This window comes from Streptomyces sp. NBC_00287, assembly GCF_036173105.1.
Taxonomy (GTDB): domain Bacteria; phylum Actinomycetota; class Actinomycetes; order Streptomycetales; family Streptomycetaceae; genus Streptomyces.
Genome location: NZ_CP108053.1, coordinates 7,036,666 through 7,061,598, shown reverse-complemented (window position 1 = coordinate 7,061,598; position 24,933 = coordinate 7,036,666). Strand labels below are relative to the sequence as shown.

Genomic DNA, 24,933 nt, shown 5'->3' with positions numbered 1-24,933 from the left:
TTTGAGGCTCGATGGACAGGTGTGCCGCCATACGCGCGAAGGCCCCCAGGAGGGTGATCCTGGGGGCCTTCAGGACGACGCTCACACCATCGCACAGGGGGCGCGACCGGCGCCTTTGTTTATTCCTACGGTTCTAGGACAGCTGCGACTGCACCTGGGAGGAGATGAGCTCCAGGTGGTCGAGGTCGGAGAGGTCGAGGAGCTGGAGGTAGATCCGGCGGGAGCCGGTCTCGGCGTAGCGGCCGATCTTGTCGACGACCTCGGCCGGGGAGCCGGCCAGGCCGTTGGTCTTGAGCTCGTCCACCTCGCGGCCGATGGCGGCGGCCCGGCGGGCGACCTCCGCGTCGTCCTTGCCGACGCAGACGACCAGGGTGTTGGAGTACGTCAGCGCGTCGGCGCCGCGGCCTGCCGCCTGGGCGGCGGCCCGGACCCGGCCGAACTGGCGCACGCTGTCCTCGATGCTGCCGAAGGGCATATTGAACTCATCGGCGTACTGGCCCGCGAGCCGCGGGGTGCGGCTGGCGCCGTGGCCGCCGATGAGCACCGGGATCTTCGGCTGCGCGGGCTTGGGCAGCGCGGGCGAGTCGGTGAGGTCGTAGTAGGTGCCGTGGAAGTCGAAGGTCTTGCCGATGTCCGTGGCCCACAGGCCGGTGACGATGGCGAGCTGTTCCTCCAGACGCGCGAACTTCTCCTTCGGGAAGGGGATGCCGTACGCCTTGTGCTCCTCCTCGAACCAGCCCGCGCCCAGGCCGAGTTCGATCCGGCCGCCGGACATCTGGTCGACCTGCGCGACCTGGATGGCGAGCACGCCGGGCAGGCGGAAGGTGCCCGCGGTCATGAGGGTGCCGAGGCGGATGCGCTTGGTCTCGCGAGCGAGTCCGGCGAGGGTGATCCAGGCGTCGGTGGGACCGGGGAGGCCGTCCACGGAGCCCATGCTCAAATAGTGATCAGACCGGAAAAAGGCATCAAATCCCAGGTCTTCGGTGGCCTTCGCCACGGTGAGCAAGGTGTCGTAGGTGGCCCCCTGCTGGGGCTCGGTGAAGATGCGAAGATCCATACCTCCATCCTGCACGGTCAAATGGTGGTCAACCCCATCGGTCCCACCGGCCCCACTCCGCCACGGTCGGGTGAAAAACGCGGGCGGGGTGCCGGGGGCGGGCCCGGGCCAGTGACCCGGTTCGGCGGTGATCGTTGGCTCGGGCGGAGCCGGACCGCCCGGCTCCCGCACCGGCCTGCTCGCCGCCGGAGTGTCACCTGTGTCGGCCTCCGAAACCTGGGGCCGGGGGCCTAGGAGGCCGTCATGTCCGAAGAATCCGTGCCGCAGCAGGGCGGCGGGGGTGTCGCCGGTCAACCGAAGGGCTTGCTGCAGCAGATGGAGGAGCTGATGGCGGCGTTGAACGCGGATCTGTCCGCGCTGGATGCGGATCTGCAGTCGGCCGGGGGGCCGGGGCGGGGTGCGGGGGTGGTGGAGGACGGCGACCGGATGAGCTGAGCTTGTCCGGTCTCGGACCGAGCCGCTCTCAGCCCGCTTCTCTCTCCTCCTGCCGTAACAACTGGTCTCTGTCCCGGTCCGCGAGTCTGCGGAGCATCTCCAGGACGCGGTCGCGGGACTCGTCGGCCGCGTCGATGGCCTCCATGCACTGCCAGTACGTGCCCTCGTCGTCCGCCGCGCTCGCCACGCCGACGAGGGCGATACCCACCTCGCCGAGCAGTCCGCCCAGGTACATCAACGCCTGGCGGGCGTCGCCCAGTTCGCTGAGCTGGGCCGCGCGCAGATCCTTGGTGTCGAGCAAGGGGGTGTCCAGCACCCCGCAGCCCCGGCCCGCGAGTTCGGTCAACCCCAGTGCCTCGCCGCGCAGTTCGGGTGGGCCGAAGACCGCGAGCCGGCTGCCTATCGCCTGGGCCAGCGCCTGCGCCTGCCACACCTCGGTCATGATCTCCGGCGCACGGTCGCTTCCCGCGAGGGCACGCCTGCTCGTCACGATGAGCCGCACCGCGTCCATGCGCTGCCCCCGTCTGCTCCCGACGCGCCCGTGCGCGTCCACCCGAACTCCCTTGTCCACTACCCAGAGTGAGGGTGCCTGAGACGAAAAGCCAGAGGAAGACGGAAATCTGTGGACAACAAATCGGTTTCGGGCAGCTGAATAGACACGGAGAGTTACGGAGCCGGGAATCGGCGTTCGTTCCGGTCGATCTTCGCGTCCAGTGCCGCGAGGGGGTCGATGCCGAGCACCTCGCACAGTTGCAGCAGATAGGCCAGCACGTCGGCGACTTCGTCCGTGACGCGGTGCGCGGTGTCGGGGTCGGACATCACGCGGGCCGACTCCTCGGGCGTCAACCACTGGAAGATCTCGACCAGTTCGGAGGCCTCCACGCTGAGCGCGGCGACGAGGTTCTTGGGGGTGTGGTACGGCTGCCAGTTGCGGGCGACGGCGAACTCGGCCAGCCTGCGCTGGAGCTTTGCCACGTCGAGGGGTTCTGTCACGGGTTCAGGTGTACCACCGTGACTCCGGGCGTCCCGTCGGCCCAGGTCGCGTCGCTGACCGTGCCGACGAGGCGGATGTGGCCGCGCTCGCACATACGGGCCGCGAGCCGCAGCAGTTCGGTGCGCTGTCGTGGGTCCAGGGCGCGTTCGAGGCCGTCCGTCAGGACGGTGAGCGTCTGCATGGCGGGGGGTACCTCGCCCGGGGCGTCGAGTTCCAGTACGCCGGGGCCGGTGAGCAGGACCAGGGCGAGCGCGAGATAGCGCAGTTCGCCGTCGCCGAGGCGGCCGAAGTCCGTGCGGGTGCGGTCGCCCCGGTCCAGCACGCCGCGGACGGTGCCGTCGCCGAGCTGTTCGGCCAGGACGTCGCTGACGGGGCCGGAGCATCCGGCGCGTACCGCGGCGACCAGTTGCTGATGACGGCGGGCGCATTCGACCCGGGTGCGCCACAGGACGTCGGCGAGGTTGTCGCAGCCACCGAGGAGCCGTCCCGAGCCGGTCGGGACGGGGGCGCGCATCCAGTCCGGGCGCGGATCGCAGGGGAAGACCGAGCGCAGGGCGACGACCATCTGCTCGGCGGCGGCGAGAACCCGACGCTGTCCGTCCGTCTTGCCGGCCACGCGCAGGGGCAGCAGCGCGGTGCCGAGAAGGTCGTCGGGGAGCGGGGCGCGGGTGACGGGCGCGGATCCGGCGGTGTGCCAGGCGGCCTGGACGGCACGCCGGCCGGGGTCGCGCAGGGCGGTCTCCAGCAGGGTGACCCCGTCCGCGGTCAGGCGCTCGCCCACGATGCGCAGTTCGGGCTCGGCCTGTACGGCGACATCGAGCCGGACCGGCCCCTCGGGACCGTCGGCGGTACAGCCGATCCGGAAGCCCCGACGGCGCTGGGCATCGGGCCGGGCCCCCTCGGGAACGCAGGCGACAGGATCCGGGAACACCTCCGCCAGCTCGGCACCCCCACCGAGCCGAGCCAGCGCCTCGTACGCCCGCAGCGCACTCGTCTTCCCGGACCCGCTGGGCCCGGCAAGCACCGTAAACGCCCCGAGCGACACGCCGACCCGCCGATGCCCGGCAAAGGCGGAAAGCCGCAACTCCGTGATGCGGGGCCGCCCGGGGTGCCCGGGCCCGCCGGGGGTGGAGGGGCCGGGCGCGTGCGAGGACTCGCGTGGCGCGGCGGGCGCGGGTACGCGAGGCGCCGGGGGCGCGGGCGGGTCCGGCGCCACGGCGGACGTAGAGGACCCGGACGCGCGCGGGGACGCCGGTCGCACGGCGGGCGCGGACGGCTCCGGCGCCAGGGCAGACGTAGAAGACCCGGACGCGCACGAAGACTCCGGTCGCACGGCGGACGCGGGGACCCGAGGTGCCGGGGGCGCGGACGGCTCCGGCGCCAGGGCAGACGTAGAAGACCCGGACGCGCGCGGGGACTCCGGTCGCACGGCGGGCGCGGGCGGCAGGGGGGACGTAACAGACCCGGACTCCGGTGGCGCCGAGGGTTCGGGTGCGCTGGGAGACTTTGGGGACGCGGAAGGCACGGCCATATGCGGACCGTAGGACTCCGATGGTTGGCGAACCGTTCCGGCGTCGGCAGCTTCCTACGATCGGGGGACCTCCCCCGAGGTCTCAGGCCTCGGGCACCTTCGCGCCCTCCATGATCCCGCTGACCTCGGTGCCGTTCGGGGTCAGCAGGAACACATTGCGGTCGACTCGGTGCATGCCGCTGGACAGGCCGAAGACGACACCCGTGCTGAAGTCGAGGACGCGCTTGGCGACCTCGGTCTCCGCGCCGGTGAGGTCGAGCAGGACCGGGATGCCGGCCATCAGGGTCTCGGCGACTTCCCGGGCGTCGCCGAACACGTTGACCCGCAGGACGACGAAGCGGCGGCGCCGCTCCGTCTCCGCCTCGGGGAGCGAGCGGTGGTCCACCGCCGACGGCCATGCGTCCCGGCCGCGCAGGGGTACCACCTGGGCGAGCCCTTCCCACTGTTCATCGGTGGCGTCGTAGCGATTCACCGGCTCCCCCCGAACTGACTGGTACTCAATGCCTGCACCAGCCAATTCTTACGCCAAGTCACCCGTTCGGCCCAACACCGACACGGGCCGCCCCGGGAACGGCTCAGGCGTCCTTGCGGATGAAGCGGAGGGTCGCGGTGACCGTGGCCACGCCGCGTATCATGCCGAGCTGGTTCCAGCCCATGCCGAACTGCCCGCGGTCCACGGTGAATTCGGCCTCCAGCGTGACGGACGTGGTGTCACTGCCGGCCAGGCGGGCGGTCACGGTCTGCGGCCTGCTGATGCCGCGGACGGTGAGCTGGCCGTCGACATGCACGGTGTCGCCGCCGCGCAGTTCGGCGCCGCGTACCGCGAAGGTGAGCTCGGGGTGGTTCGCGGCGTCGAGGAAGTCGGCGGAGCGCAGGTGCTCGTCGCGCTTGGTGTTCTTGGTGTCCAGGGAGGACGCGTCCAGGGTGACGCTGCCGACGGCGGACCCGTCGGGCCGTACCTCGCCCTGGCCCGCGACGCCCGCGAAGGCGCCCTTCACGGTGACCAGACCCCACATCGTGCGGTGCTTGAGGGCCACCTTGGTGGCGGCGGGGTCGAGCTGCCACAGGCCGGTCTCAACGGCGACGGTCATGGTCGTTCTCCTGAGCGTGAGAAGTACTCCAAAATTGGATGACCTCACGCTAGCCGACGATCCAAATTTGAACAACCCCCTGGTCCAAAATTGGACAACAGGTAGAATCGACGTCATGGCCGACCCGCAGGAGACCCCCACCGACCAGCTCGGATGCCCCGCCGCATCCGGCGACAGCCTGCTCCCGGCCGAGCTGCGCTCCTGGATGCGGATGCTGGCCGCGACGGCCGCCGTGGAGCAGCGGCTGCGCTCCGTGGTCAAGGAGACGCTCGATGTCTCCCACGACGAGTTCCTGATCCTGTGCCTGCTGGCCGAGCAGCCCCGCGAGGGCCTGCGGATGAGCCGGATCGCGGAGCTGCTGGGCCGCCCGAAGACCCGGCTGACGTACCAGATCGCCTGTCTGCAGCACGCCGGGCTCGTCACCCGGCAGTCGGTCTGCGGCGACAAGCGCGGGGTCGAGGTCGCCCTCACCACCAAGGCCCGCGACCTGCTGACGCAGGCCTCGGCGCCGCTCGCCGGGACCGTCACCGAGGCCCTCGCCCAGATCTTCGGCCCCGCCGAGCGCGAGGCGCTGAGCGGGCTGCTGCCCGATCTCGCCGACGACTGAGCCACGACCCCGCGGGGTACCCGGCATTCCGTTCCGAGGGGCGGTGCCGAGGAGGCTTCATGGTCACGGCGGATCTGCCGGGTCCCGTCGTACGGCGGCCGGGTATGCCGTCGGTCGACCCGGGGGCGCTGGAGGCGGCGCTGCGGGCGCGGGTCGACGGGGAGGTGCGGTTCGACGCGGGGAGCCGGGCGGCGTACGCGACCGACGCCTCCAACTTCCGCCAGACACCCATCGGGGTGGTGCGGCCGCGTGACCCGGAGGCGGCGGTCACGGCGGTGGCCGTCGCCCGGGAGTACGGGGCGCCGGTGCTGTCCCGGGGCGGGGGCACGAGTCTGGCCGGGCAGTGCACGAACACCGCCGTCGTCCTGGACTGGTCGAAGTACTGCCACCGGCTGGAGTCCGTCGACACCGAGCGGCGGACGTGTGTCGTGCAGCCCGGCATCGTGCTCGACGAGCTCAACCAGCAACTCGCGCCGACCGGGCTGCGCTTCGGGCCCGAGCCCGCGACCCACGCCAACTGCACCATCGGCGGGATGATCGGCAACAACTCCTGCGGAGCCACGGCTCAGGCGCACGGCAAGGTCGTCGACAACATCGCCCGCCTGGAGGTGCTCCTCTACGAAAGCACCCGGTTCTGGTGCGGGCCGACGGATGACGAGGAGTACGCCGAGATCGAGCGGCACGGGGATCTACGAGCTGCCGTGTACCGGCAGTTGAGGGCACTGCGCGACACCTACGCCGACGAGATCCGCCGCCGCTACCCCGACATCCCGCGTCGGGTCTCCGGCTACAACCTCGACTCGCTGCTGCCCGAGTACGGCTTCGATGTCGCCGGGCTGCTGGTGGGCAGCGAGTCGACGCTGGTGACGGTGGTGCGGGCGGAGCTGAAGCTCGTGCCCGTGGTGAAGGAACGGACACTGGTGGTGCTGGGGTTCGACGTCATCGCGGCGGCCGCGGACGCGGTGCCGGACATCCTGCCGTACGAGCCGATCGCGCTGGAAGGTGTCGACTCACGGCTGGTGCACGACGAGCGGCTCAAGCACCTCAATCCCGAGGCCATCGACCAACTGCCCGCCGGGCGCGCCTACTTGATGGTGCAGTTCGGGGCCGAGACGGCCGAGGATGCGGACGAGGGGGCGCATCGGATGCTGGACGCGCTCGACGAGTCCGAGCACGATCCGGAGGTCGCCTATCTCGACGACCCCGCGCACGAGGAGCAGTTGTGGCAGGTCCGGGAGGCCGGGCTCGGTGCCACCGCGCATGTGCCGGGTCGGCCGGACACCTTCGAGGGGTGGGAGGACTCGGCGGTGCCGCCGGAGCGGCTCGGCGACTATCTGCGCCGACTGCGGGCGCTGTTCGAGGAGTTCGGGTTTCTGAGCGACACCGGGCCCGCGTTGTACGGCCACTTCGGGCACGGGTGCGTGCACACGCGGATCCCCTTCGATCTGTACAGCGTCGAAGGGGTCGCCGCGTACCGGAGGTTCATGGAGCGGGCGGCCGATCTGGTGGTGGAGTTCGGCGGGTCGTTCTCCGGGGAGCACGGGGACGGGCAGAGCCGAGGAGAGCTGTTGCCGCGGATGTTCGGCACGGAACTCGTCGAGGCGTTCGGGCGGTTGAAGGCGGTCTTCGATCCGTCGGACCGGATGAACCCCGGGAAGGTGGTGGCGCCGTACCGGCTGGACGAGAAGCTGCGGCTCGGCGGGGACTGGAAGCCGCGGGATCCTCGCGGGCTGCATTTCCGGTTCCCGGACGACGGCGGGTCCTTCGTCGAGGCCGCGAACCGGTGTGTGGGCGTGGGCAAGTGCCGGCAGCTGTCCACCGAGGGTGGTTCGGTGATGTGTCCCTCGTACCAGGTGACGTGGGAGGAGGAGCACTCCACACGCGGGCGGGCGCGGCTGCTGTTCGAGATGCTCGACGGGCACGGGGACAGTGCGATCCGGGACGGCTGGCGGTCCGAGGCGGTGCGGGAGGCGCTCGATCTGTGCCTCGCCTGCAAGGGGTGCAAGTCCGACTGTCCGGCGGATGTGGACATGGCCACGTACAAGGCGGAGTTCCTGGCGCACCACTATGCGGGGCGGCCGTGGCGCAGGCCGCGCTCCGACTGGTCGATGGGGTGGCTGCCGGTGGTGGCACAGGCGGTGGGGCGGGCGCGGCTGGCTCGGGTGGTCAATGCCGTCACCCACACCCCGCCGCTGTCCGGCGCGGCGCGCGCGGTGGCCGGGGTGGCGGACCGGGAGCTGCCGCTGTTCGCCGGGCGGTCGCTGCAGCGGTGGTTCGCCGGGCACGAGCCGTACGGCGACGGGGAGCACGGGGTGGTGCTGCTGTGGCCGGACACCTTCACGAACTTCTTCCATCCGCGGGTGGGGCGGGCCGCGGTCGAGGTGCTGGAGCGGGCGGGATGGCGGGTGGAGCTGCCGTCCGGGTCGCTGTGCTGTGGCCTGACCTGGATCTCGACGGGTCAGCTCGGGATGGCGGAGCGGGCGCTGGCCAGGACCGTGCGGCGGCTCTCCGGGCATCTGCGGGACGGCGGTCTGGTGGTGGGCCTCGAACCCAGCTGTACGGCGGTGTTCCGGTCGGACGCGGGCGAGTTGCTCCCCGGTGATCGGGATGTACGGCTGTTGGGGCGGCAGACGGTGACGCTGGCGGAGCTGCTGACGGAGCACTCGCCCGGGTACGCGCCGCCGAGGGTTCGGGCCGACGGGGCTCTCGCACAGGTGCATTGCCATCAGCACGCGGTACTGGGCTGGGGCGCGGACCGTGTGCTGCTGCGGCGGGCCGGGGTCTCGGTGGAGCGGCTGGAGTCCGGGTGCTGCGGTCTTGCGGGCAACTTCGGCTTCGAACGTGGGCATTTGGAGGTGAGCCGGGCGTGTGCGGAGCGGGTGCTGTTGCCGCGGCTACGGGAGGCGCCGGCGGAGACGGTGGTACTGGCGGACGGGTTCAGCTGCCGGACGCAGATCCATGAGTTGGACTCGGGTGGGCATGAGGCAGTGCATCTGGCGGAGCTGCTGGCGCGTGCCGGGACGGCCCCGTAGGTCGGGGTACCGTCCCGGAGTCTCGCCCCCGCCGCCCCTACCCATCCCGTCCCTGGGGGCTGCGCCCCCAGACCCCCGCTTCGGCCCTGAACGGGCCTCGTCCTCAAACGCCGGACGGGCTGAAATTACGCGTGGCAGGTCGGCAGGCTGCCGCCGTTGTACGTCACCATCTCCCCGAACGCCTCCGCCACATCCACCGTCCGGCCGGAGGCGATCGCCTCGCGTTCGTCCAACTCGGCGTAGGCGCGGTGGAGGTTGCCCACGATGCGCTCGAATTCCGTGAGGTGGCTGAAGGCGCCCTTGCCCGCTTCCCTTGCCGCCACCAGCGGGGTCAGGCGTTGGGCTCGGCCCTCCGCCGCCACCCGCTGGATCCAGCGCAGGTACTCCTCCGTCTCGTCCAGGACCTCCGGGCCGCGGACCGGGCCGTGGCCGCAGACCACCGTGCGGGGCCTCAGCGCGCGCAGGCGCGACAGGGCAGCCAGGGAGCCGGAGACCGAGCCCATCAGGACGAACGGGGAGCTGCCCGCCATCGCGATGTCCCCGGCGAACAGGACCCGGTCCTCGGGGAGCCAGGCCACCACGTCGTCGTTGGTGTGGGCCGGGCCCGGATGGAGCAGACGGATCTCGCGGTCGCCCTGGTAGAGGCTCAGCTCGTCCGTGAAGGTGAGGTCCGGCAGCCGGACCGTCAGCTCCCCCCACGCCACATCCGGCCAGACCCCCGTGAGGGCCAGGCCGTTGCGGGCCATCTCCGCCCTGGTGCGGGCGTGCGCCACCACCGTCGCGCCCTCGAACGCGCCGTTGCCGTGCGTGTGGTCGCCGTGGTGGTGGGTGTTGACCAGGACCCGGACCGGACCCCGGCCCAGCCCCTGCACGGCCTCCCGCAGCGCCGCCGCCCGCGCCGCCGTGGCCGCCGTGTCGACGAGGAGCAGGCCCTCGGGACCGGCGACCACACCCGCGTTGCTCAGACACCAGCCCCCGTCGGGCTGGAGGTGGGCATAGACCCCGTCGGCCACCTCGGTGAGCTCGGTGCGCAGTTTCGTGGCGGGTCCGCTCATGACACGTCCGCCCAGTCCGGGTACCCGGGCGCCGCCCAACTCGTCCCCCCTCCGCCGGTCTGCGTCCAGGCCACCGCCGGCGGCTGGACCGGCAGCCCTTCCACCTCCGCCGACTCCGCCCGGCGCCCGGACAGCGCCAGCAACACCGTGAGCAGGGCGGAGAGTTCTTCAGGTGTCGGTTCGCCTCGTAGCACTCGGATCACCCGGTCCTCGGTCACTGCGGCTGGTTCCCGTGCTTGCGGGACGGGCGGTCGGCGTGCTTGCGGCGCAGGGTGCGCAGCGCGTCGATCAGCCGGGCCCGGGTCTCCGACGGGTCGATGACGTCGTCCACGAGGCCTCGCTCGGCCGCGTAGTACGGGTGCATCAGCTCGGAGCGGTACTCCTTCACCAGTTGCTCGCGCGTCGCCTGCGGATCGTCCGACGCCGCGATCTCGCGCCGGAAGACGACGTTCGCCGCGCCCTCCGCGCCCATCACCGCGATCTCGTTGACCGGCCAGGCGAAGGAGACGTCACAGCCGATGGAGCGGGAGTCCATGACGATGTACGCGCCACCGTACGCCTTGCGCATGATCAGCTGGACCCGCGGGACGGTCGCGTCGCAGTACGCGTACAGCAGCTTCGCCCCGTGCCGGATGATGCCGCCGTGCTCCTGGTCCACGCCGGGCAGGAACCCCGGCACGTCCACCAGCGTGACCAGGGGGATGTTGAAGGAGTCGCAGAACCGCACGAACCGCGCCGCCTTCTCGGAGGCCTGGATGTCGAGCGCACCGGCCTGCACCATCGGCTGGTTGGCGATGATGCCGGTGACGTCGCCGCCCATCCGGACCAGCGTGCAGACCACGTTGCGCGCCCAGTTCTCGTGGACCTCGAAGAGGAAGCCGTCGTCGACGATCTCCTCGATGACGTCCCGGACGTCGTAGGAGGAGCGCGGGTCGGCCGGGACCATGTCCAGCAGCGCCTCGGTGCGCCGGTCGACCGGGTCGGACTCCGCGACGGACGGGGCGAGTTCGCGGTTGTTGGAGGGCAGCAGGGAGAGCAGGAAGCGGACGTTCTCCAGGCACTCCTCCTCGTCGTCGAAGACCGCGTGGGCCACGCCGGAGGAGGTGGAGTGCGGGTCGGCGCCGCCGAGCCCGTCCATGGTGATCTCCTCGCCGGTCACCGCCTGGACGACATCGGGACCGGTGATGAACATCTGCGAGGTGCCGCGCACCATGAACACGAAGTCGGTGAGCGCCGGCGAGTAGGCGGCGCCGCCCGCGCACGGGCCCATGATGACGCTGATCTGCGGGATGACCCCGGAGTTGCGCACATTGCGGGAGAAGATGCCGCCGTACCCGGCGAGCGCGGTGACGCCCTCCTGGATCCGGGCGCCGGCTCCGTCGCACAGGCCGATCACAGGGGCCCCGGCCGCGGTGGCCAGATCCATCAGCTTGTGGATCTTCTGGGCGTGCGCCTCGCCGAGGGCGCCGCCGAAGATACGGAAGTCATGGGCGTAGACGAAGGCGGTACGGCCGTTCACCCGGCCCCAGCCGGTGATCACACCGTCGGTGTGCGGGCGGCGGGCCTCCAGGCCGAAGCCGGTCGCGCGGTGCCGGCGCAGTCCCTCGGTCTCGGTGAACGTGCCCTTGTCGAAGAGCAGGTCGATCCGTTCGCGTGCGGTCAGCTTCCCCTTGGCGTGCTGTGCCTGGGTCGCCCGCTCCGAGGGACCGCGGTGCACCGACTCGCGCAGTTCGTGGAGTTCGGCCGTTCGTTCCCGGAGTGGAGGTGGAAAGCGGTCCATTGACGCTCCTCACAGGTCGTCAAGAGGCTTGTTCAGCCCGTTCTCGGAACGCGTGGGCGACAGAGTGCGTCGCTGAGCTGGAGGGCTGGTGGAGCGGGGCTTAAGAAAGCTGTGTCCCCCGCACTGAGCGCCGGTGCGCGTACCTGGCGCGGAGCGTGCCAGGGAGTGCTCTTTCGGCCGTCGAGCCGCACTCGACCATCGCGGCAGACCATCGGGGCGTCCGCATGGGGAGCGAGGGGAAGGGGTCCCATGACGTACGGATCCGGCGAAGTGCACGGCAGGATCAGTCAGTTCTATGCCCGTCAGATGCGGCTGCTCGACGAGGGCGCCGTAGAGGAGTGGGCGGACACCTTCACCGAGGACGCCGTCTTCGAGGAGCCGTCGCTGCCCGAGCCGCTGAAGGGGCGTCCGGTCCTGGTCGAGGCGGCCCGGCGCCGGGTGGGCGCGCTGGCCGCACAGGGGCGGGTCCGGCGGCACTGGCTGGGCATGCTGGAGGTTTCGGAGGGCGCCGAGCCCGGCGTACTCCACACCCGTTACTACGCGTTGGCGCTGTCGACCGCCGCCGGTGAGGGCGTGCCGTCGTTCCACTCCAGCACGGTCGCCGAGGACATTCTGGAGGCGGACGGGGAGGCGTTCCTGGTGCGGCACAGGTCGGTGCGCAATGACTGAGGCGCGGGCCGGGGCGCCGGTCGCCCTGGTGACGGGGTCCACCTCGGGAATCGGGGAGGCCGTGGCGCGGCGGCTCGCGGCGGAGGGCATGCGGGTGGTCGTGAACTCCGCGCGCAGCCCCGAGGCCGGCAAGGAGCTCGCGGCCGAGCTGCCCGACGCGATGTACGTCGCCGCCGACATCGCGGTGCGCGAGGAGGCCGAGGCGCTGGTCGCGGCGACCGTCGAGCGGTACGGCCGGCTGGATGTGCTGGTCAACTCCGCCGGGGTCACCCGGATCGTGCCGCACCAGGACTTCGAGGGCGCGAACGCCGAGGTGTGGCGGGAGATCTTCGACGTCAATGTCATCGGCACCTGGCAGATGTGCGTGGCCGCGATGCCGCATCTGCGGGCGAGCGGCGACGGGTGCGTGGTCAATGTGTCGTCGGTGGCGGGCGTACGGCCGGCCGGGAGTTCCATCCCGTACGCCGTGAGCAAGGCCGCTCTGAACCATATGACCCGGCTGCTGGCCGCGGTGACCGGTCCCGAGGTCCGGGTGAACGCGGTGGCGCCCGGTCTGACGGACACCGCCTGGACGGCGTCCTTCGAGGAGCCCCGCCGCTGGATGCGCGAGCAGTCACCGCTGCAGCGGGTGGGGACGCCCGAGGAGGTGGCGGAGGCGGTGCTGGGGATGATCCGGTCCCGGTGGACGACCGGAGAGGTGCTGCTGACGGACGGCGGAACGCACCTGCGCTGACCGCACCCCCTCTCCGGGGGGCGCGGTCAGCGCCACGCGCCTATGACCGGCGTGTCTCCGTGAACTCCTTCGCCCTGCGCAGGGTCGCCCTGCTGTTCGCCCCCAGCGCGCCCCGCACCGCCTCCCGGACCTTCGGGTCCGCCAGGATCACGCTGTGCCGGGACGTCGCCAGCGTCGTGCCGTCGGGCAGCGGGGTCAGCCGCCACTCCCCCGTGTGGGCCACGAGCACCGTGGGCGTACGGATCTGCTTGTACGCGATGCTGCCGACCTCGGCCCTGCACACCCGTACCGACTCACTGCTGTGCAGCGTTCCGTCGGGGCTGCGGGTCTCCATCACCATCCGCTGAATGCCCGGCGCCGGCTCCGAGAGGTCCAAGGAGGCGACGTGCGGGAGGCGCTCGGGCCAGCGGTCGGCGGCGTAGAGGAAGTCGTAGACGGCCCGAGGCGGTGCTTCGATGCGCAGGCTGTCCTCGAAGACGTACGGCGTCCTGGGGTTCTCGGCGGCGATCCGCATTCCGGCCAGCTCGGCCGGGCTGTTCTGGTGGAGGGCGTGCAGCACGAAGTGCTCGTCGGTGAACGCCTCGAACTCGTGGTGGAGTTCGAGGAGGGTCTCACCGCCGCCGATGTCCTTGGCCAGCCAGCGTCCGCTCATCGACGTCAGCGGCGCGGCCGGCTCCTCCTGACGGAAGTCGACGGTCAGCGCGTGCGGGTCGAGGACCCGTTCGGAGGTCCAGCTGCGGATCTCCGAGCCCGCGAACGCCCAAATGCGGATGCGTTCCCGGCCCTCCGTGCGCGGCGCGCCCCCGACGTACTCGGTGTGGATGTTCGGCTCGAACATCAGCGGCCACACGGTCACATCGGCGATGAGCGCGTGCACGGCCTCCGGAGGCGCCGCGATCCGGGTGGTGTGGACGGTGTTCGGCATGTGCCAGGTCCCCTCGGTGTCAATGACGGTCAGTAACTTCCCAGGCCGCCGCAGACATTGATGGCCTGGGCCGTGATGGCCGCGGCGTTGTCCGTGACCAGGTGGCCGACCATGCCGGCGACCTCCTCCGGGGTGGTGTAACGGCCCAGCGGGATCTTGGCGTTGAAGCGGTCGAGCACCTCGTCGGTGGTGGTGCCCCAGGCGTCGGCGTAGCCCTGGCGGACCCGTTCGGCCATCGGGGTCTCCACATAGCCCGGGCACACCGCGTTGACGGTGACGCCGGTCGCGGCGAGCTCCAGGCCGAGGGCCTTGGTGAAGCCGACCACCGCGTGCTTGGAGGCGGAGTAGGGGGCGCCGAGGACGACGCCCTGTTTCCCGGCGGTGGAGGCGATGTTGACGATCCGCCCCCAGCCGCGGTCGACGGCGCCGCCCTGGCGGAGCATCTCCCGGGTGATGCGGAAGACGCTGTTGAGGTTGGTCTCGATGATGTCGAGCCAGAGCTCGTCGGTGAGTTCGGCGGTGACTCCGCCGCCGCTGCGGCCCGCGTTGTTGACGAGGACGTCGAGGCGGCCGTGGCAGGCGACGGCGGCCTCGACGAGCTCGCCCGCCGCCTTCGGGTCGCGTACGTCGACGGCGAGGCCGTCCGCCTTCACTCCCTTGGCGCGCAGCGCGGCGACGGTCACGGCGACCGCGTCGGCGCTCCGTGCGCAGACGAACAGGTCGAAGTCCTCGTCGGCGAGGCGTTCGGCGACGGCCCGTCCGATGCCGCTGGTCGCGCCGGTCACCAGCGCGGTACGGCCGGGCCCCTTGCGGCCTTTGGGCTCACCGCTCTCCAAGGCACCGGCCCAGGCGCCGGGTACGGCCTTCTGGATCGTCATCTCACCACCACCGCCGCCGAGTTGAATCCACCATGTCCGCGCGCCAGCACCAGCGCCGCGCGCAGGTCGACCGGGCGCGGGGCGCCGGTGACCAGGTCGAGATGCCAGCCGTCCTTGGGCCGGTCCACATGCACCGCCGGCGGCAGCACCCCGTCCCGCAGCGCCAGCAGGGCCGCCACCAGGTCGAGCGTGGAGCCGCCGGCGCCGATCCGTCCGGTCATCGTCTTCGGTACGGCGACCGGGACGCCGTAAGGGCCGAAGAGGTCGCCGATCACCTCGGCCTCGGCCTCGTCCAGCGCGGGCACCCCGGAGGCGTCGGCGAAGACGGCGTCGATGTCGCCGGGGGTCAGTGAGGCGTCGGCGAGGGCGAGCCGGGCCGCGAGCCCGAGGTTGCCGGGTCCGCTCGGCGGGTCGAAAGCGGCGGCATACCCGGCGACCTCGCCGAGGACCTCCGCGCCCCGCTCCTCGGCGGCCGAACGTTCCTCCAGTACGACGTAGGCGGCGCCCTCGCCGGGGACGTAGCCGGAGGCCTCGGGGTGGAAGGGCAGGTAGGCGCGGGCCGGGTGGCTGTGCGGGCTGACCTGCCCCGTGGCGAGGTGGCCCGCCCAGCCCAGTGGGCACAGCCCCGCGTCGGAGCCGCCGGCGAGCAGCACCCGGGTGCCGTCGCCGAGCCGGCGCCGGGCCTGGCCCACCGCGTCGAGTCCCCCGCACTGTTCGGTGACGAGGGTGCCGCTGGCGCCGCGCAGTCCGTGCCGGATGGAGACCTGGCCGGTGCAGGCGGCGTAGAACCAGGCGAAGGACTGGTAGGCGCTGACGCTGTCGCTGCCGGTGCGCCACAGGGCGCCCATCTCGTGCTGCCCGAACTCATAGCCGCCGGCCGAGCTGGCGGTGAACACGCCGGTGCCGTACTCGTCCATCGCGGCGGGGTCGAAGGCGGCGTCGTCCAGGGCCTCGGCCGCGGCGGCCAGCGCGAGCCGGGTGAAGCGGGCGGTCTGCGGCAACAGCCTGCTGGGCACGTGCTGTTCGGCGACGAAGGAGGTGACCTCACCGGCGACCGGGGTGCGGTTCATGGGTGCGTCGCTCGCGGGGCGCAGGGCGCTGACGCCGCGCAGAGTCGCCTGCCACCAGGCGCGGGTGCCGACGCCGTTGGGGGCGACGACACCGAGTCCGGTGACGGCCGCGCGCACCCGGGCGGGTGGGGCGGCAGAGGGGTCGGGGGTCATTCGGGCTTCCTCAGGACGAGGGCACTCTGCAGGCCCCCGAAACCACTGCCCACGCTGAGTACCGTGTTGAGGGGCTGAGCCCGTGCGGTCAAGGGTACGTAGTCGAGATCGCATTCCGGATCCGGGGTGTGAAGGTTCGCGGTCGGCGGGATGGCGCCGTGCTCCAGGGCCAGGGCGCAGGCGGCCGCCTCCAGGGAGCCGATGGCACCCAGCGAGTGGCCGATCATCGACTTGATGGAGCTGACCGGCACGTCGTAGGCGTGTGCACCGAGGCTCTTCTTGAGCGCCTCGGTCTCGTGGACGTCGTTCTGCCGGGTCCCGGAGCCGTGCGCGTTGACGTAGTCGATGGCGTCGGCGGGCAGCCGGGCCTCGTCCAGGGCGGCTCCGACGGCGGCGGCGAGCTCGATGCCGTCCCGGCGCAGTCCGGTCATGTGGTAGGCGTTGCCCCGGGTCGCGAACCCGGCGATCTCGGCGTAGACATGCGCGCCGCGGCGGCGGGCGTGCTCCTTCTCTTCCAGTACGAGGATGGCGCCGCCCTCACCGAGCACGAACCCGTCGCGGTTGAGGTCGAAGGGGCGGCAGGCCTCGGTCGGGTCGTCGCCCTCGTACGGCGTGGTGGCCTTGATGGCGTCGAAGGAGGCCGCGGTGATGGCGCACACGGGCGCCTCGGCCGCCCCGGCGAGCATCACATCGGCCGACCCCTCCGCGATGATCCCGGCGGCGTGACCGAGGGCGTCCAGGCCCGAGGTGCAGCCGGTGGAGACCAGCGCGACCGGGCCCTGGGCGGCGACGGTCCAGGCGACCTCGCGGGCGAGCGCGCTCGGCACCATGTAGTCGTACAGCTGGGGGACGGCGTAGGTGGTGTCGGTGCGCCAGTCGCGGCCCTCGTCGCTGAGCAGCGGGTAGGCCCGGTCCAGGCTGGTGGCCGCGCCGACCGCGCTGCCGATGCTGACGCCGGTGCGCAGCGGGTCGAGGCCGCCGAGTGCGAGGCCGCTGTCGGCGACCGCCTCCCAGGCGCTGACCACGGCGAACTGCGCGGAGCGGTCCATACGGTGGATCTCCCGGACGCCGAGGCCGGCGGCCGCGGGGTCGAAGTCGACCTCGGCGGCGACCCGGGAGCGATAGGTGGAGGCGTCGAAGAAGCTGATGTGCCGGGTCGCGGCCCGGCCGCCGGTGAGCAGCGCCCAGTAGTCCTTGGTGCCGATCCCACCGGGGGCGACCACACCCAGCCCTGTGATCACTGCGCGTCGGGTCATGCGGGGATGGTCGGGGCGTTCGCTCAAGCGGCGGTGGAGCGGTAGAGGGGGCCCCGGGTGACCCGGAGATGGCCGACCGGCGTCGGTTGACACAAGCTCCCCTGGTGCACCGCTTCTTGACCACCTCTCTAGGACATCTACCCAAACTGCAACCGCCGTGGGCACCCCCCGAGAGAGAGGTAGAGGCTCGGTGACTGCAGCTCCTCACCCCAGCATCCATCCACCGGCGGCCTCGGCCGCCGACTCGCGGACCGAGCAGCGGACCGAGCAACTGTCCCGTGTCGTCATCCGGTTCGCGGGCGACTCCGGAGACGGCATGCAGCTGACGGGTGACCGGTTCACGTCGGAGACCGCGTCGTTCGGCAACGATCTGTCGACCCTGCCGAACTTCCCCGCTGAGATCCGCGCCCCCGCCGGCACCCTGGGCGGTGTCTCCTCCTTCCAGCTGCACTTCGCGGACCACGACATCCTCACGCCCGGCGACGCCGTGGACGTGCTGGTGGCGATGAACCCGGCGGCGCTGAAGACCAATCTGTCCGACCTGCGCTCCGGCGGCGAACTCCTCGTCAACAGGGACGAGTTCGACGCCCGCGCGCTGGCCAAGGCCGGGTACGAGACCTCACCGCTGGACGACGACTCGCTCCAGGGGTACCGCCTGCACCCCGTGCCGCTGACCAGCCTCACCGTCGAGGCGCTCAAGGAGTACGGGCTGACCCGCAAGGAGGCCCAGCGCGCGAAGAACATGTTCGCGCTCGGTCTGCTGTCGTGGATGTACCACCGGCCCACCGAGGGCACGGAGAAGTTCCTGAAGTCGAAGTTCGCGAAGAAGCCTCAGATCGCGGCAGCGAACATCGCCGCGTTCAAGGCCGGTTGGAACTTCGGCGAGACGACGGAGGACTTCGCGGTCTCCTACGAGATCGCCCCGGCGGCGAACACGTTCCCGTCCGGCACCTACCGCAACATCTCCGGCAACCTCGCCCTGTCCTACGGTCTGCTCACCGCCGCCCAGCAGGCGGATCTGCCGCTGTTCCTGGGCTCGTACCCCATCACCCCGGCCTCCGACATCCTGCACGAGCTGAGCCGGCACAAGAACTTCGGGGTGCGCACCTTCCAGGCGGAGGACGAGATCGCGGCGGCCGGCGCGGCGCTCGGTGCGGCGTTCGGCGGCTCGCTTGCGGTGACCTCCAACTCGGGTCCCGGGATGGCGCTCAAGAGCGAGACGATCGGCCTCGCCGTCGCCCTCGAACTGCCCATGGTCATCGTCGACATCCAGCGCGGCGGCCCCTCGACGGGACTGCCGACCAAGACGGAGCAGGCCGACCTGCTGCAGACGATGTACGGCCGCAACGGCGAGGCCCCGGTGCCGATCGTGGCGCCGCAGACACCTGCCGACTGCTTCGACGCGGCGCTGGAGGCGGTCCGGATCGCGGTGACCTACCGCACCCCGGTCTATCTGCTCTCCGACGGCTACCTGGCGAACGGTGCCGAGCCGTGGCGGATCCCGGAGCTGCACGAACTCCCCGATCTGCGGGTGCACTTCGCCGACGGTCCCAACCACACGCTGGCGGACGGCACCGAGGTCTTCTGGCCGTACAAGCGCGATCCGCTGACGCTGGCCCGCCCCTGGGCGATCCCGGGCACGCCGGGTCTCGAGCACCGCGTCGGCGGCATCGAGAAGCAGGACGGCACGGGCAATATCTCCTACGACCCGGCCAACCACGACTTCATGGTCCGCACCCGGCAGCGGAAGATCGACGGTATCTGGGTGCCGGACATCGAGGTCGACGATCCGCACGGCGCCAGGACCCTGGTCCTGGGCTGGGGTTCGACCTACGGCCCGATCACCGCGGCCGTGCGCCGGCTGCGCAGGGCCGGGGAGCCGATCGCGCAGGCGCATCTGCGCCATCTCAGCCCGTTCCCGCGCAATCTCGGCGAGGTCCTCGGCCGCTACGAGCGAGTCGTGGTGCCCGAGATGAACCTCGGCCAGCTCGCGGCACTGCTGCGTGCCCGCTACCTCGTCGACGTACGCGGCCACACCCAGGTGAGCGGCATGCCATTCAAGGCGGAGCAGCTCGCCTCGGTTCTGAAGGAGGAGATCCATGCCGGCTGACCTGCTCGCCCGTGACTTCAAGTCCGACCAGGAGGTGCGCTGGTGCCCGGGCTGCGGTGACTACGCGATCCTCGCGGCCGTGCAGGGCTTCATGCCCGAGCTCGGGGTGGCACGGGAGAACATCGTCTTCATCTCCGGGATCGGCTGCTCCTCCCGCTTTCCGTACTACATGAACACGTACGGCATGCACTCCATCCACGGCCGCGCCCCGGCGATCGCCACCGGCCTGTCCGTGACCCGGCCCGACCTGAGCGTGTGGGTGGTGACCGGGGACGGCGACGCGCTGTCCATCGGCGGCAACCACCTCATCCACGCCCTGCGCCGCAATGTGAACCTCAAGATCCTGCTCTTCAACAACCGGATCTACGGCCTGACCAAGGGCCAGTACAGCCCCACCTCGGAGCTCGGCAAGATCACCAAGTCGACGCCGATGGGCTCGCTGGACGCACCCTTCAACCCGGTGTCGCTGGCGATCGGCGCGGAGGCCTCCTTCGTCGCCCGGACCGTCGACTCCGACCGCAAGCACCTCACCGACGTTCTGCGCGCCGCTCATCAGCATCCGGGCACCGCGCTGGTGGAGATCTACCAGAACTGCAACATCTTCAACGACGGCGCCTTCGACGTCCTCAAGGACAAGCAGCAGGCGCAGGAGTCGGTGATCCGTCTGGAACACGGCCGGCCCATCCGCTTCGGAGCGGACGGCGCCAAGGGCGTCGTCCGTGACCCGGCCACCGGCGATCTGGAGGTGGTCGAGGTGACCGCGCGGAACGAGGACCGGATCCTCGTGCACGACGCGCACTCGACCTCCCCCACGACCGCCTTCGCGCTGTCCCGGCTGGCGGACCCGCAGACCCTGCACCACACGCCGATCGGAGTCTTCCGGGACGTTCAGCGGCCGGTCTACGACACGACGATGGCCGACCAACTGGACGCCGCCATCGAGCAGAACGGCAAGGGCGACCTCGCGGCCGTCCTCGCCGGCAGCGACACATGGAGCCGCTGATCCGTGCCCGCCCCGCCCGTATGTAAGGAGACCCAGTGAGCTCTGCTGCTGCCGCCCACTCCGAGTGGTTGACCACAACAGTGATCGGTGGCGTCGCACTGACGCTGTTGGTAGGTGTCGCCTTCGCCATCGGTGCCCGCCGCGTACGCCAGCCCGCGGTCGTCGGTGAGATCGCCGCGGGCATCTGCCTGGGCCCGAGTCTGCTGGGTCTGCTGCCAGGAGATCTACCGGAGAAGTTCTTCCCGGCCGAGGCTCGGGCCCATCTGGGCACCGCGGCCCAGATCGGCCTCATCCTCTTCATGTTCGTCATCGGCTGGGAGTTCGACGGCACGAGCTTCAGCGGACGCCGCAAGTCCACCGGCATCATCTGGCTGAGCTCCATCGCCTGCCCGCTGGCCCTGGGCATGGGCCTGGCCGCGCTGATCTACGGCACCTACGGGACGGTGAACGGCAAAGAGACAGGGATGTTCGAGTTCACCCTCTACCTCGGTGTGGCCATGTCGATCACGGCCTTCCCGGTACTGGCCCGCATCGTCGCCGACCAGGGCCTGCAGTTCAGCCGGGCCGGCGCGCTCTCGCTGGCGCTGGCGGCCGCCGACGACGTACTGGCCTGGTGCATGCTCGCCCTGGTCGTGGCGCTGGTGACGGCCTCCGGCACGGGCGCGTTCGTCACGATGCTGCTGTGGTCGCTGGTGTACGTCGCCGGGATGCTGTGGATCGCCAAGCCGCTGCTCGCCAAGGTCTCCGCCAAGCTGTCGCAGTCGGCGGGCCCCTACATCATGGTCTTCGCCGCGTGCGGTGCCTTCGGCTCCGCCTGGCTCACCTCGGAGATCGGCATCCACGCCATCTTCGGCGCGTTCTTCTTCGGTCTGGTCATGCCGCGCGACCGCATGCTGATGCAGTCGGCCTTCGGTCCGATGGAGAGCGCCAGCAAGCTGCTGCTGCCCCTGTTCTTCGTCGTGACCGGTCTGTCCGTCGACCTCACCACGATGACCGGTCAGGGTCTGCTCGTGATGCTGGCCGTCATCACGGTGGCCTGCCTCGGCAAGCTCGGCGGCGTGGCGATCCCGGCCAAGCTGACCGGGATGAACTGGCGGGACGCCACCACGCTCGGGCTGCTGATGAACACCCGCGGTCTGACCGAGCTGGTCATCCTCAACGTCGGTCTGCAACTGGGCCTGCTCACCGTCGAGCTGTTCAGCGCCATGGTCATCATGGCGCTGGTCACGACCGCGATGGCCGCGCCGCTGTTGTCCGCCCTGCTGGCCCGGCCCAACGAGCGCGCCCACGAGGAGCTGCTGAAGTCCCGGCCCGCGGTCCATCAGGACTCCGTGCTCACCTCCCCAAAGTGACTGAAAGGCAGGCACGCACCATGGACTTCGCCTGGACCGAGGAACAGCGTCAGGCATACGACCGCACCCTGGCCGCCGTGCGTGAGGCGTTCCCCGCGAGCGACGGCACAGCCGAGTACTACGACCGGGCCGACTGGAAGCAGCTCGGTGAGCTCGGTCTGCTGGGCCTTTCGGTGCCGGCCGAGTACGGCGGCGGCGGGCTCGGCGCGATGGACACCGCACGGCAGGTGGAGGCCCTCGGCCGCGGCTGCGACCGCACCGGTCTTGTCTTCGGTGCCTCGGCGCATCTGTTCGCCTGCGCCATGCCGATCGTCGACTTCGCCGGTGCGGCCCTCAAGTCCCGGATCCTGCCCGGGATGTGCGCGGGCGAGCTGATCGCGGGCAACGCGATGACGGAGGACGAGGCGGGCTCGGACGTCTCCCGGCTCAGCACGGTCGCCGAGCGCACCGACGGCGGCTGGATCCTCAACGGCGAGAAGAGCTTCGTCACCAACGGGCCGGCCGCGGACGTCTTCACCACGTACGCGACGACCGACCCCAAGGCAGGCTATCTGGGCGTCACCGGGTTCGTGGTGGAGCGTTCCGCGCCCGGTCTGACGATCGGTGAGCCCTTCGAGAAGATGGGCATGGCTCATGTCCCGGCCGGGCGGCTGACGTTCGACAACTGCTTCGTGCCGGACGACCAGCTCCTCGGCGAGGAGGGCCAGGGCGGCTTCATCTTCCAGCACTCGATGGGCTGGGAGCGGTGCTGTCTGTTCGCCGGGTTCCTCGGACTCGCCGACCATCTGCTGGACCGGGCCGTCGAACACGCCCGCACCCGCAAGCAGTCGGGGCGCCGGATCTCCCGCTTCCAGGCCGTGTCGCACCGGATCGCGGACATGAAGCTGCGCACCGAGAGCGCCCGGCTGCTGCTGTACCGGGCGGCCTGGGAGATGGACCGGGGCGGCCCGGCCACCCTGTGGATCGCCCTGTCCAAGCTGGCGGTCTCCGAGGGCGTGGTGGCCACGGCGCTGGACGCCATCCGGCTCTTCGGCGGTCGCGGCTACCAGCGCGCCGAGGGCATCGAGGCCGCGCTGCGGGACGCGGTGCCCTCCGTCATCTTCTCCGGCACATCGGACATCCAGCGCGACATCATCTCCAGGGAGCTGGGACTATGAGCACCAACGTCAGCCTGCACCGCCTGCTGTACGACTCCGCCCGGCGCTATCCGTACTCGGTGGCGGTGCACGGGGCGGACGGCCCGATCGACTACCGCAAGCTCGACCGCCTCGCCGACCGGGCCGCCGAGGCCCTGCTGGCGAGCGGGGTGGGCCCCGGCGACCGGGTGATCATATGGAGCCACAAGAGCGTCCAGGCCATCGCGGTCATGCAGGCCGCGCTGCGCATCGGCGCCGTGTATGTGCCGGTCACCGGCTCCAACCCGCCCGCCCGGGTGGCCCGGATCGCCGCCGGCTGTGAGCCGGCGCTGGTCGTGGCAGACGCGGGCGGGGTGGAGCGGGCGCAGGCGGCCGAGTGGGACGCGGCGCCGCTGGCCGGGTTCGAGGAGCTGTTCGGGCGGGCCGAGGAGGGTGCGCGTCCCAAGCACTTCGTGAACGACGCGGACGACCCGGCGTACATCCTCTACACCTCCGGTTCCACCGGTGAGCCCAAGGGCGTGGTGATCAGCCACCGCAATGCGCTGGCCTTCGTGGACTGGGCGGTCGAGGAGCTTCAGCTCACCGTCTCCGACCGGCTGTCGAACCACGCGCCGTTCAACTTCGACCTGTCCGTCTTCGATCTGTACGGCGCCTTCGCCTCCGGTGCCTCGGTGCATCTGGTCCCCGAGGAACTCGCCTACGCCCCGCTGCAGTTGGCGGAGTTCATGCGGCAGCGGCTGATCACCGTCTGGTACTCGGTGCCGTCGGCGATCAGCCTGATGATGCGGGAGGGCGGTCTGCTGGACGGGCCTGTCCCGTCGGCGCTGCGCGTCTGTCTCTTCGCCGGCGAGCCGTTCGCCATCCACCACGTCCAGGAGCTGCGCAAGGCCTGGCCCGGGGTGCGGCTGCTGAACTGGTACGGCCCGACCGAGACCAATGTCTGCACCTCCTACGAGGTCACCGAGGCCGACCTGAAGCGGGACACCCCGCTGCCGATCGGCACGGCCTGCTCCGGTGACACGGTCACCCTCGACGGCCCCGAGGGCGGTGAGGGCGAGGTGGTCGTCACCGGTCCGACGGTGATGCTGGGCTACTGGGGGCGCGGCCCCCACGAGGGTCCGTACCGCACCGGCGACATCGCGCGCCTCGGGGCGGACGGGAACCTGGAGTACGTCGGACGCCGCGACCACATGGTGAAGGTGCGCGGCAACCGGATCGAGCTGGGCGAGATCGAGGCGGCCATCGGCACCCTCGAGTCCGTCGCCGAGGTGACGGTTCTGGTGATCGGCACCGGCCTCACGTCCCAACTGCACGCGGTCGTCGTCCCCTCGCCGGGGCAGCGGCCCTCCCTGCTCGCCATCAAACGCCGTTGTGCGGAAAGGTTGCCCACCTATATGAACATCGACCGTTTGCACATCGCAGAGGATCTGCCCAGGACGCCGAACGGCAAGCTCCACCGGGCCGCGCTGGTCACGGCCGTAGAGGCGGGTGAGCTGTGATGCAGACCGCCATGCCCACGCTGGCCCAGTCCGTCGACATCCAGCTGTTCCGTACCGTCATGGCGTCCCTGGCCAGCGGCGTCTCCATCGTGACCACACTCGACAAGGAGGACGAGCCGCGCGGTCTGACCTGCTCCGCGGTGTGCAGCGTCTCCGTCGACCCGCCGCTGCTGCTGGCGAGCGTCAGCAACCGCAGCGGCACGCTCCAGGCGGTGCTGGACCGGGCCCAGTTCTCGGTCAACATCCTCGGTTCGCAGGGCCAGATGGCCTCGCAGCTGTTCGCCTCCGGCGCGACGGACAAGTTCGAGCGCGTCCGCTGGACCCCGGGCCCGGAGACGGGCACCCCGCTGCTGGCGGTCACCGTGGGCCACGCGGAGTGCGAGCTGCACGACGCGGTGGAGGCCGGCGACCACACCCTGCTGATAGGCCGGGTGGTGGGCGGCGGCACCGCGGAGAACCGCTTCCCGCTCACCTACTGGCGAGGCGCCTACGCCCGACTCCTCCCCAACGCCTCGTAGTTCTCCCGGCCCGGCCTCCCCTTCAGCCCGCCACCGGACTCGGTGGCGG

24 protein-coding genes are annotated in these 24,933 nt (G+C 71.1%); 11 read left to right on the top strand and 13 right to left on the bottom strand.

The genetic code is table 11. The features are described from left to right. Positions 1-133: 133 nt before the first annotated feature. The gene (locus tag OHT76_RS32155; protein ID WP_328874338.1) at positions 134-1,057 is read right to left on the bottom strand and encodes an LLM class F420-dependent oxidoreductase; all 924 of its coding nucleotides are present in this window, start codon (positions 1,055-1,057) and stop codon (positions 134-136) included. A gap of 243 nt (positions 1,058-1,300) precedes the next feature. Between OHT76_RS32155 and OHT76_RS32150 the strand changes: the two genes are divergently transcribed. Further along, positions 1,301-1,492, top strand: a complete 192-nt coding sequence (locus tag OHT76_RS32150) for a hypothetical protein (protein WP_328874337.1) — start codon at positions 1,301-1,303, stop codon at positions 1,490-1,492. A 28-nt stretch (positions 1,493-1,520) separates the two neighbouring features. On the opposite strand, the gene OHT76_RS32145 is transcribed toward OHT76_RS32150, so the two are convergent. The 5 genes from OHT76_RS32145 to OHT76_RS32125 all read right to left on the bottom strand — a co-directional run bounded on the left by OHT76_RS32145 (position 1,521) and on the right by OHT76_RS32125 (position 5,108). Continuing rightward, positions 1,521-2,003: a DUF6099 family protein gene (locus tag OHT76_RS32145; protein ID WP_328876676.1), complete on the bottom strand. Its 483-nt coding sequence runs from the start codon at positions 2,001-2,003 to the stop codon at positions 1,521-1,523. 155 nt (positions 2,004-2,158) lie between these two features. Next, positions 2,159-2,485: a nucleotide pyrophosphohydrolase gene (locus tag OHT76_RS32140; RefSeq protein ID WP_328874336.1), complete on the bottom strand. Its 327-nt coding sequence runs from the start codon at positions 2,483-2,485 to the stop codon at positions 2,159-2,161. Further along, on the bottom strand, positions 2,482-3,774 hold the full coding sequence (locus tag OHT76_RS32135) for an AAA family ATPase (protein ID WP_443049938.1): 1,293 nt from the start codon (positions 3,772-3,774) through the stop codon (positions 2,482-2,484). The genes OHT76_RS32140 and OHT76_RS32135 overlap by 4 nt, the downstream gene beginning before the upstream one ends. 325 nt (positions 3,775-4,099) lie before the next feature. Beyond that, on the bottom strand, positions 4,100-4,489 hold the full coding sequence (locus tag OHT76_RS32130; RefSeq protein ID WP_328874335.1) for a cell division protein SepF: 390 nt from the start codon (positions 4,487-4,489) through the stop codon (positions 4,100-4,102). Between the two features lie 103 nt (positions 4,490-4,592). After that, on the bottom strand, positions 4,593-5,108 hold the full coding sequence (locus OHT76_RS32125) for a YceI family protein (RefSeq protein ID WP_328874334.1): 516 nt from the start codon (positions 5,106-5,108) through the stop codon (positions 4,593-4,595). Between the two features lie 115 nt (positions 5,109-5,223). Between OHT76_RS32125 and OHT76_RS32120 the strand changes: the two genes are divergently transcribed. Both OHT76_RS32120 and OHT76_RS32115 read left to right on the top strand, forming a co-directional pair. Continuing rightward, entirely contained in the window at positions 5,224-5,715 is a 492-nt protein-coding gene (locus OHT76_RS32120; RefSeq protein ID WP_328874333.1) for a MarR family winged helix-turn-helix transcriptional regulator, read from the top strand. A 59-nt stretch (positions 5,716-5,774) separates the two neighbouring features. Then, entirely contained in the window at positions 5,775-8,747 is a 2,973-nt protein-coding gene (locus OHT76_RS32115; RefSeq protein ID WP_328874332.1) for an FAD-binding and (Fe-S)-binding domain-containing protein, read from the top strand. A 125-nt stretch (positions 8,748-8,872) separates the two neighbouring features. Here OHT76_RS32115 and OHT76_RS32110 read toward each other — a convergent pair whose 3' ends face one another. The 3 genes from OHT76_RS32110 to OHT76_RS32100 are packed head-to-tail and all read right to left on the bottom strand — an operon-like array spanning position 8,873 to position 11,582. Next, the gene (locus tag OHT76_RS32110) at positions 8,873-9,802 is read right to left on the bottom strand and encodes an MBL fold metallo-hydrolase (RefSeq protein WP_328874331.1); all 930 of its coding nucleotides are present in this window, start codon (positions 9,800-9,802) and stop codon (positions 8,873-8,875) included. Next, positions 9,799-10,020: an acyl-CoA carboxylase subunit epsilon gene (locus OHT76_RS32105; RefSeq protein WP_328874330.1), complete on the bottom strand. Its 222-nt coding sequence runs from the start codon at positions 10,018-10,020 to the stop codon at positions 9,799-9,801. The genes OHT76_RS32110 and OHT76_RS32105 overlap by 4 nt, the downstream gene beginning before the upstream one ends. After that, positions 10,017-11,582 carry an acyl-CoA carboxylase subunit beta gene (locus OHT76_RS32100; RefSeq protein ID WP_328874329.1) on the bottom strand — a complete coding sequence of 522 codons (1,566 nt, stop codon included), beginning with the start codon at positions 11,580-11,582 and terminating at the stop codon, positions 10,017-10,019. Before OHT76_RS32100 ends, OHT76_RS32105 begins: the two co-directional genes overlap by 4 nt. A gap of 249 nt (positions 11,583-11,831) precedes the next feature. Between OHT76_RS32100 and OHT76_RS32095 the strand changes: the two genes are divergently transcribed. Together OHT76_RS32095 and OHT76_RS32090 are read left to right on the top strand one after the other, a co-directional pair. After that, entirely contained in the window at positions 11,832-12,251 is a 420-nt protein-coding gene (locus tag OHT76_RS32095) for a nuclear transport factor 2 family protein (protein WP_328874328.1), read from the top strand. Further along, entirely contained in the window at positions 12,244-12,984 is a 741-nt protein-coding gene (locus tag OHT76_RS32090; RefSeq protein ID WP_328874327.1) for an SDR family NAD(P)-dependent oxidoreductase, read from the top strand. The genes OHT76_RS32095 and OHT76_RS32090 overlap by 8 nt, the downstream gene beginning before the upstream one ends. A gap of 40 nt (positions 12,985-13,024) precedes the next feature. Here OHT76_RS32090 and OHT76_RS32085 read toward each other — a convergent pair whose 3' ends face one another. Genes OHT76_RS32085 through OHT76_RS32070 form a run of 4 tightly spaced genes read right to left on the bottom strand, consistent with a single transcriptional unit; the run spans position 13,025 to position 17,266 of the window. Further along, complete coding sequence (locus OHT76_RS32085; RefSeq protein WP_328874326.1) at positions 13,025-13,909, bottom strand: aromatase/cyclase; 885 nt, start codon at positions 13,907-13,909, stop codon at positions 13,025-13,027. Between the two features lie 29 nt (positions 13,910-13,938). Then, positions 13,939-14,787: an SDR family NAD(P)-dependent oxidoreductase gene (locus OHT76_RS32080; RefSeq protein ID WP_328874325.1), complete on the bottom strand. Its 849-nt coding sequence runs from the start codon at positions 14,785-14,787 to the stop codon at positions 13,939-13,941. Then, positions 14,784-16,010, bottom strand: coding sequence for a beta-ketoacyl synthase N-terminal-like domain-containing protein (locus OHT76_RS32075; RefSeq protein WP_328874324.1), 1,227 nt, complete (start codon positions 16,008-16,010; stop codon positions 14,784-14,786). The genes OHT76_RS32080 and OHT76_RS32075 overlap by 4 nt, the downstream gene beginning before the upstream one ends. After that, complete coding sequence (locus OHT76_RS32070; protein WP_328874323.1) at positions 16,007-17,266, bottom strand: beta-ketoacyl-[acyl-carrier-protein] synthase family protein; 1,260 nt, start codon at positions 17,264-17,266, stop codon at positions 16,007-16,009. Before OHT76_RS32070 ends, OHT76_RS32075 begins: the two co-directional genes overlap by 4 nt. 214 nt (positions 17,267-17,480) lie before the next feature. Between OHT76_RS32070 and OHT76_RS32065 the strand changes: the two genes are divergently transcribed. From OHT76_RS32065 to OHT76_RS32040, 6 genes are read left to right on the top strand one after another with little or no spacing between them, the layout of a single operon-like run. Further along, positions 17,481-19,376: a 2-oxoacid:acceptor oxidoreductase subunit alpha gene (locus tag OHT76_RS32065; protein ID WP_328876674.1), complete on the top strand. Its 1,896-nt coding sequence runs from the start codon at positions 17,481-17,483 to the stop codon at positions 19,374-19,376. Then, positions 19,366-20,379: a 2-oxoacid:ferredoxin oxidoreductase subunit beta gene (locus OHT76_RS32060; RefSeq protein WP_328874322.1), complete on the top strand. Its 1,014-nt coding sequence runs from the start codon at positions 19,366-19,368 to the stop codon at positions 20,377-20,379. Before OHT76_RS32065 ends, OHT76_RS32060 begins: the two co-directional genes overlap by 11 nt. Before the next feature lie 35 nt (positions 20,380-20,414). Then, positions 20,415-21,731 carry a cation:proton antiporter gene (locus OHT76_RS32055; protein WP_328874321.1) on the top strand — a complete coding sequence of 439 codons (1,317 nt, stop codon included), beginning with the start codon at positions 20,415-20,417 and terminating at the stop codon, positions 21,729-21,731. A gap of 20 nt (positions 21,732-21,751) precedes the next feature. Then, entirely contained in the window at positions 21,752-22,888 is a 1,137-nt protein-coding gene (locus OHT76_RS32050) for an acyl-CoA dehydrogenase family protein (protein WP_328876673.1), read from the top strand. Beyond that, complete coding sequence (locus OHT76_RS32045; protein WP_328874320.1) at positions 22,885-24,366, top strand: amino acid adenylation domain-containing protein; 1,482 nt, start codon at positions 22,885-22,887, stop codon at positions 24,364-24,366. The genes OHT76_RS32050 and OHT76_RS32045 overlap by 4 nt, the downstream gene beginning before the upstream one ends. Then, a complete protein-coding gene (locus tag OHT76_RS32040; RefSeq protein ID WP_328874319.1) occupies positions 24,366-24,884 on the top strand; it encodes a flavin reductase family protein in 519 nt (172 codons plus the stop codon). Before OHT76_RS32045 ends, OHT76_RS32040 begins: the two co-directional genes overlap by 1 nt. Positions 24,885-24,933: the final 49 nt, after the last annotated feature.

Excerpts from the sequence above, each read along its gene's own strand:
- OHT76_RS32150 (WP_328874337.1), top strand. The coding sequence starts at position 1,301 with ATGTCCGAAGAATCCGTGCCGCAGCAGGGCGGCGGGGGTGTCGCCGGT.
- OHT76_RS32155 (WP_328874338.1), bottom strand. The coding sequence starts at position 1,057 with ATGGATCTTCGCATCTTCACCGAGCCCCAGCAGGGGGCCACCTACGAC.
- OHT76_RS32045 (WP_328874320.1), top strand. The coding sequence starts at position 22,885 with ATGAGCACCAACGTCAGCCTGCACCGCCTGCTGTACGACTCCGCCCGG.
- OHT76_RS32125 (WP_328874334.1), bottom strand. The coding sequence starts at position 5,108 with ATGACCGTCGCCGTTGAGACCGGCCTGTGGCAGCTCGACCCCGCCGCC.
- OHT76_RS32145 (WP_328876676.1), bottom strand. The coding sequence starts at position 2,003 with ATGGACGCGGTGCGGCTCATCGTGACGAGCAGGCGTGCCCTCGCGGGA.
- OHT76_RS32120 (WP_328874333.1), top strand. The coding sequence starts at position 5,224 with ATGGCCGACCCGCAGGAGACCCCCACCGACCAGCTCGGATGCCCCGCC.
- OHT76_RS32060 (WP_328874322.1), top strand. The coding sequence starts at position 19,366 with ATGCCGGCTGACCTGCTCGCCCGTGACTTCAAGTCCGACCAGGAGGTG.
- OHT76_RS32100 (WP_328874329.1), bottom strand. The coding sequence starts at position 11,582 with ATGGACCGCTTTCCACCTCCACTCCGGGAACGAACGGCCGAACTCCAC.
- OHT76_RS32095 (WP_328874328.1), top strand. The coding sequence starts at position 11,832 with ATGACGTACGGATCCGGCGAAGTGCACGGCAGGATCAGTCAGTTCTAT.
- OHT76_RS32085 (WP_328874326.1), bottom strand. The coding sequence starts at position 13,909 with ATGCCGAACACCGTCCACACCACCCGGATCGCGGCGCCTCCGGAGGCC.
- OHT76_RS32040 (WP_328874319.1), top strand. The coding sequence starts at position 24,366 with ATGCAGACCGCCATGCCCACGCTGGCCCAGTCCGTCGACATCCAGCTG.
- OHT76_RS32115 (WP_328874332.1), top strand. The coding sequence starts at position 5,775 with ATGGTCACGGCGGATCTGCCGGGTCCCGTCGTACGGCGGCCGGGTATG.
- OHT76_RS32075 (WP_328874324.1), bottom strand. The coding sequence starts at position 16,010 with ATGACCCCCGACCCCTCTGCCGCCCCACCCGCCCGGGTGCGCGCGGCC.
- OHT76_RS32110 (WP_328874331.1), bottom strand. The coding sequence starts at position 9,802 with ATGAGCGGACCCGCCACGAAACTGCGCACCGAGCTCACCGAGGTGGCC.
- OHT76_RS32050 (WP_328876673.1), top strand. The coding sequence starts at position 21,752 with ATGGACTTCGCCTGGACCGAGGAACAGCGTCAGGCATACGACCGCACC.
- OHT76_RS32090 (WP_328874327.1), top strand. The coding sequence starts at position 12,244 with ATGACTGAGGCGCGGGCCGGGGCGCCGGTCGCCCTGGTGACGGGGTCC.
- OHT76_RS32080 (WP_328874325.1), bottom strand. The coding sequence starts at position 14,787 with ATGACGATCCAGAAGGCCGTACCCGGCGCCTGGGCCGGTGCCTTGGAG.
- OHT76_RS32070 (WP_328874323.1), bottom strand. The coding sequence starts at position 17,266 with ATGACCCGACGCGCAGTGATCACAGGGCTGGGTGTGGTCGCCCCCGGT.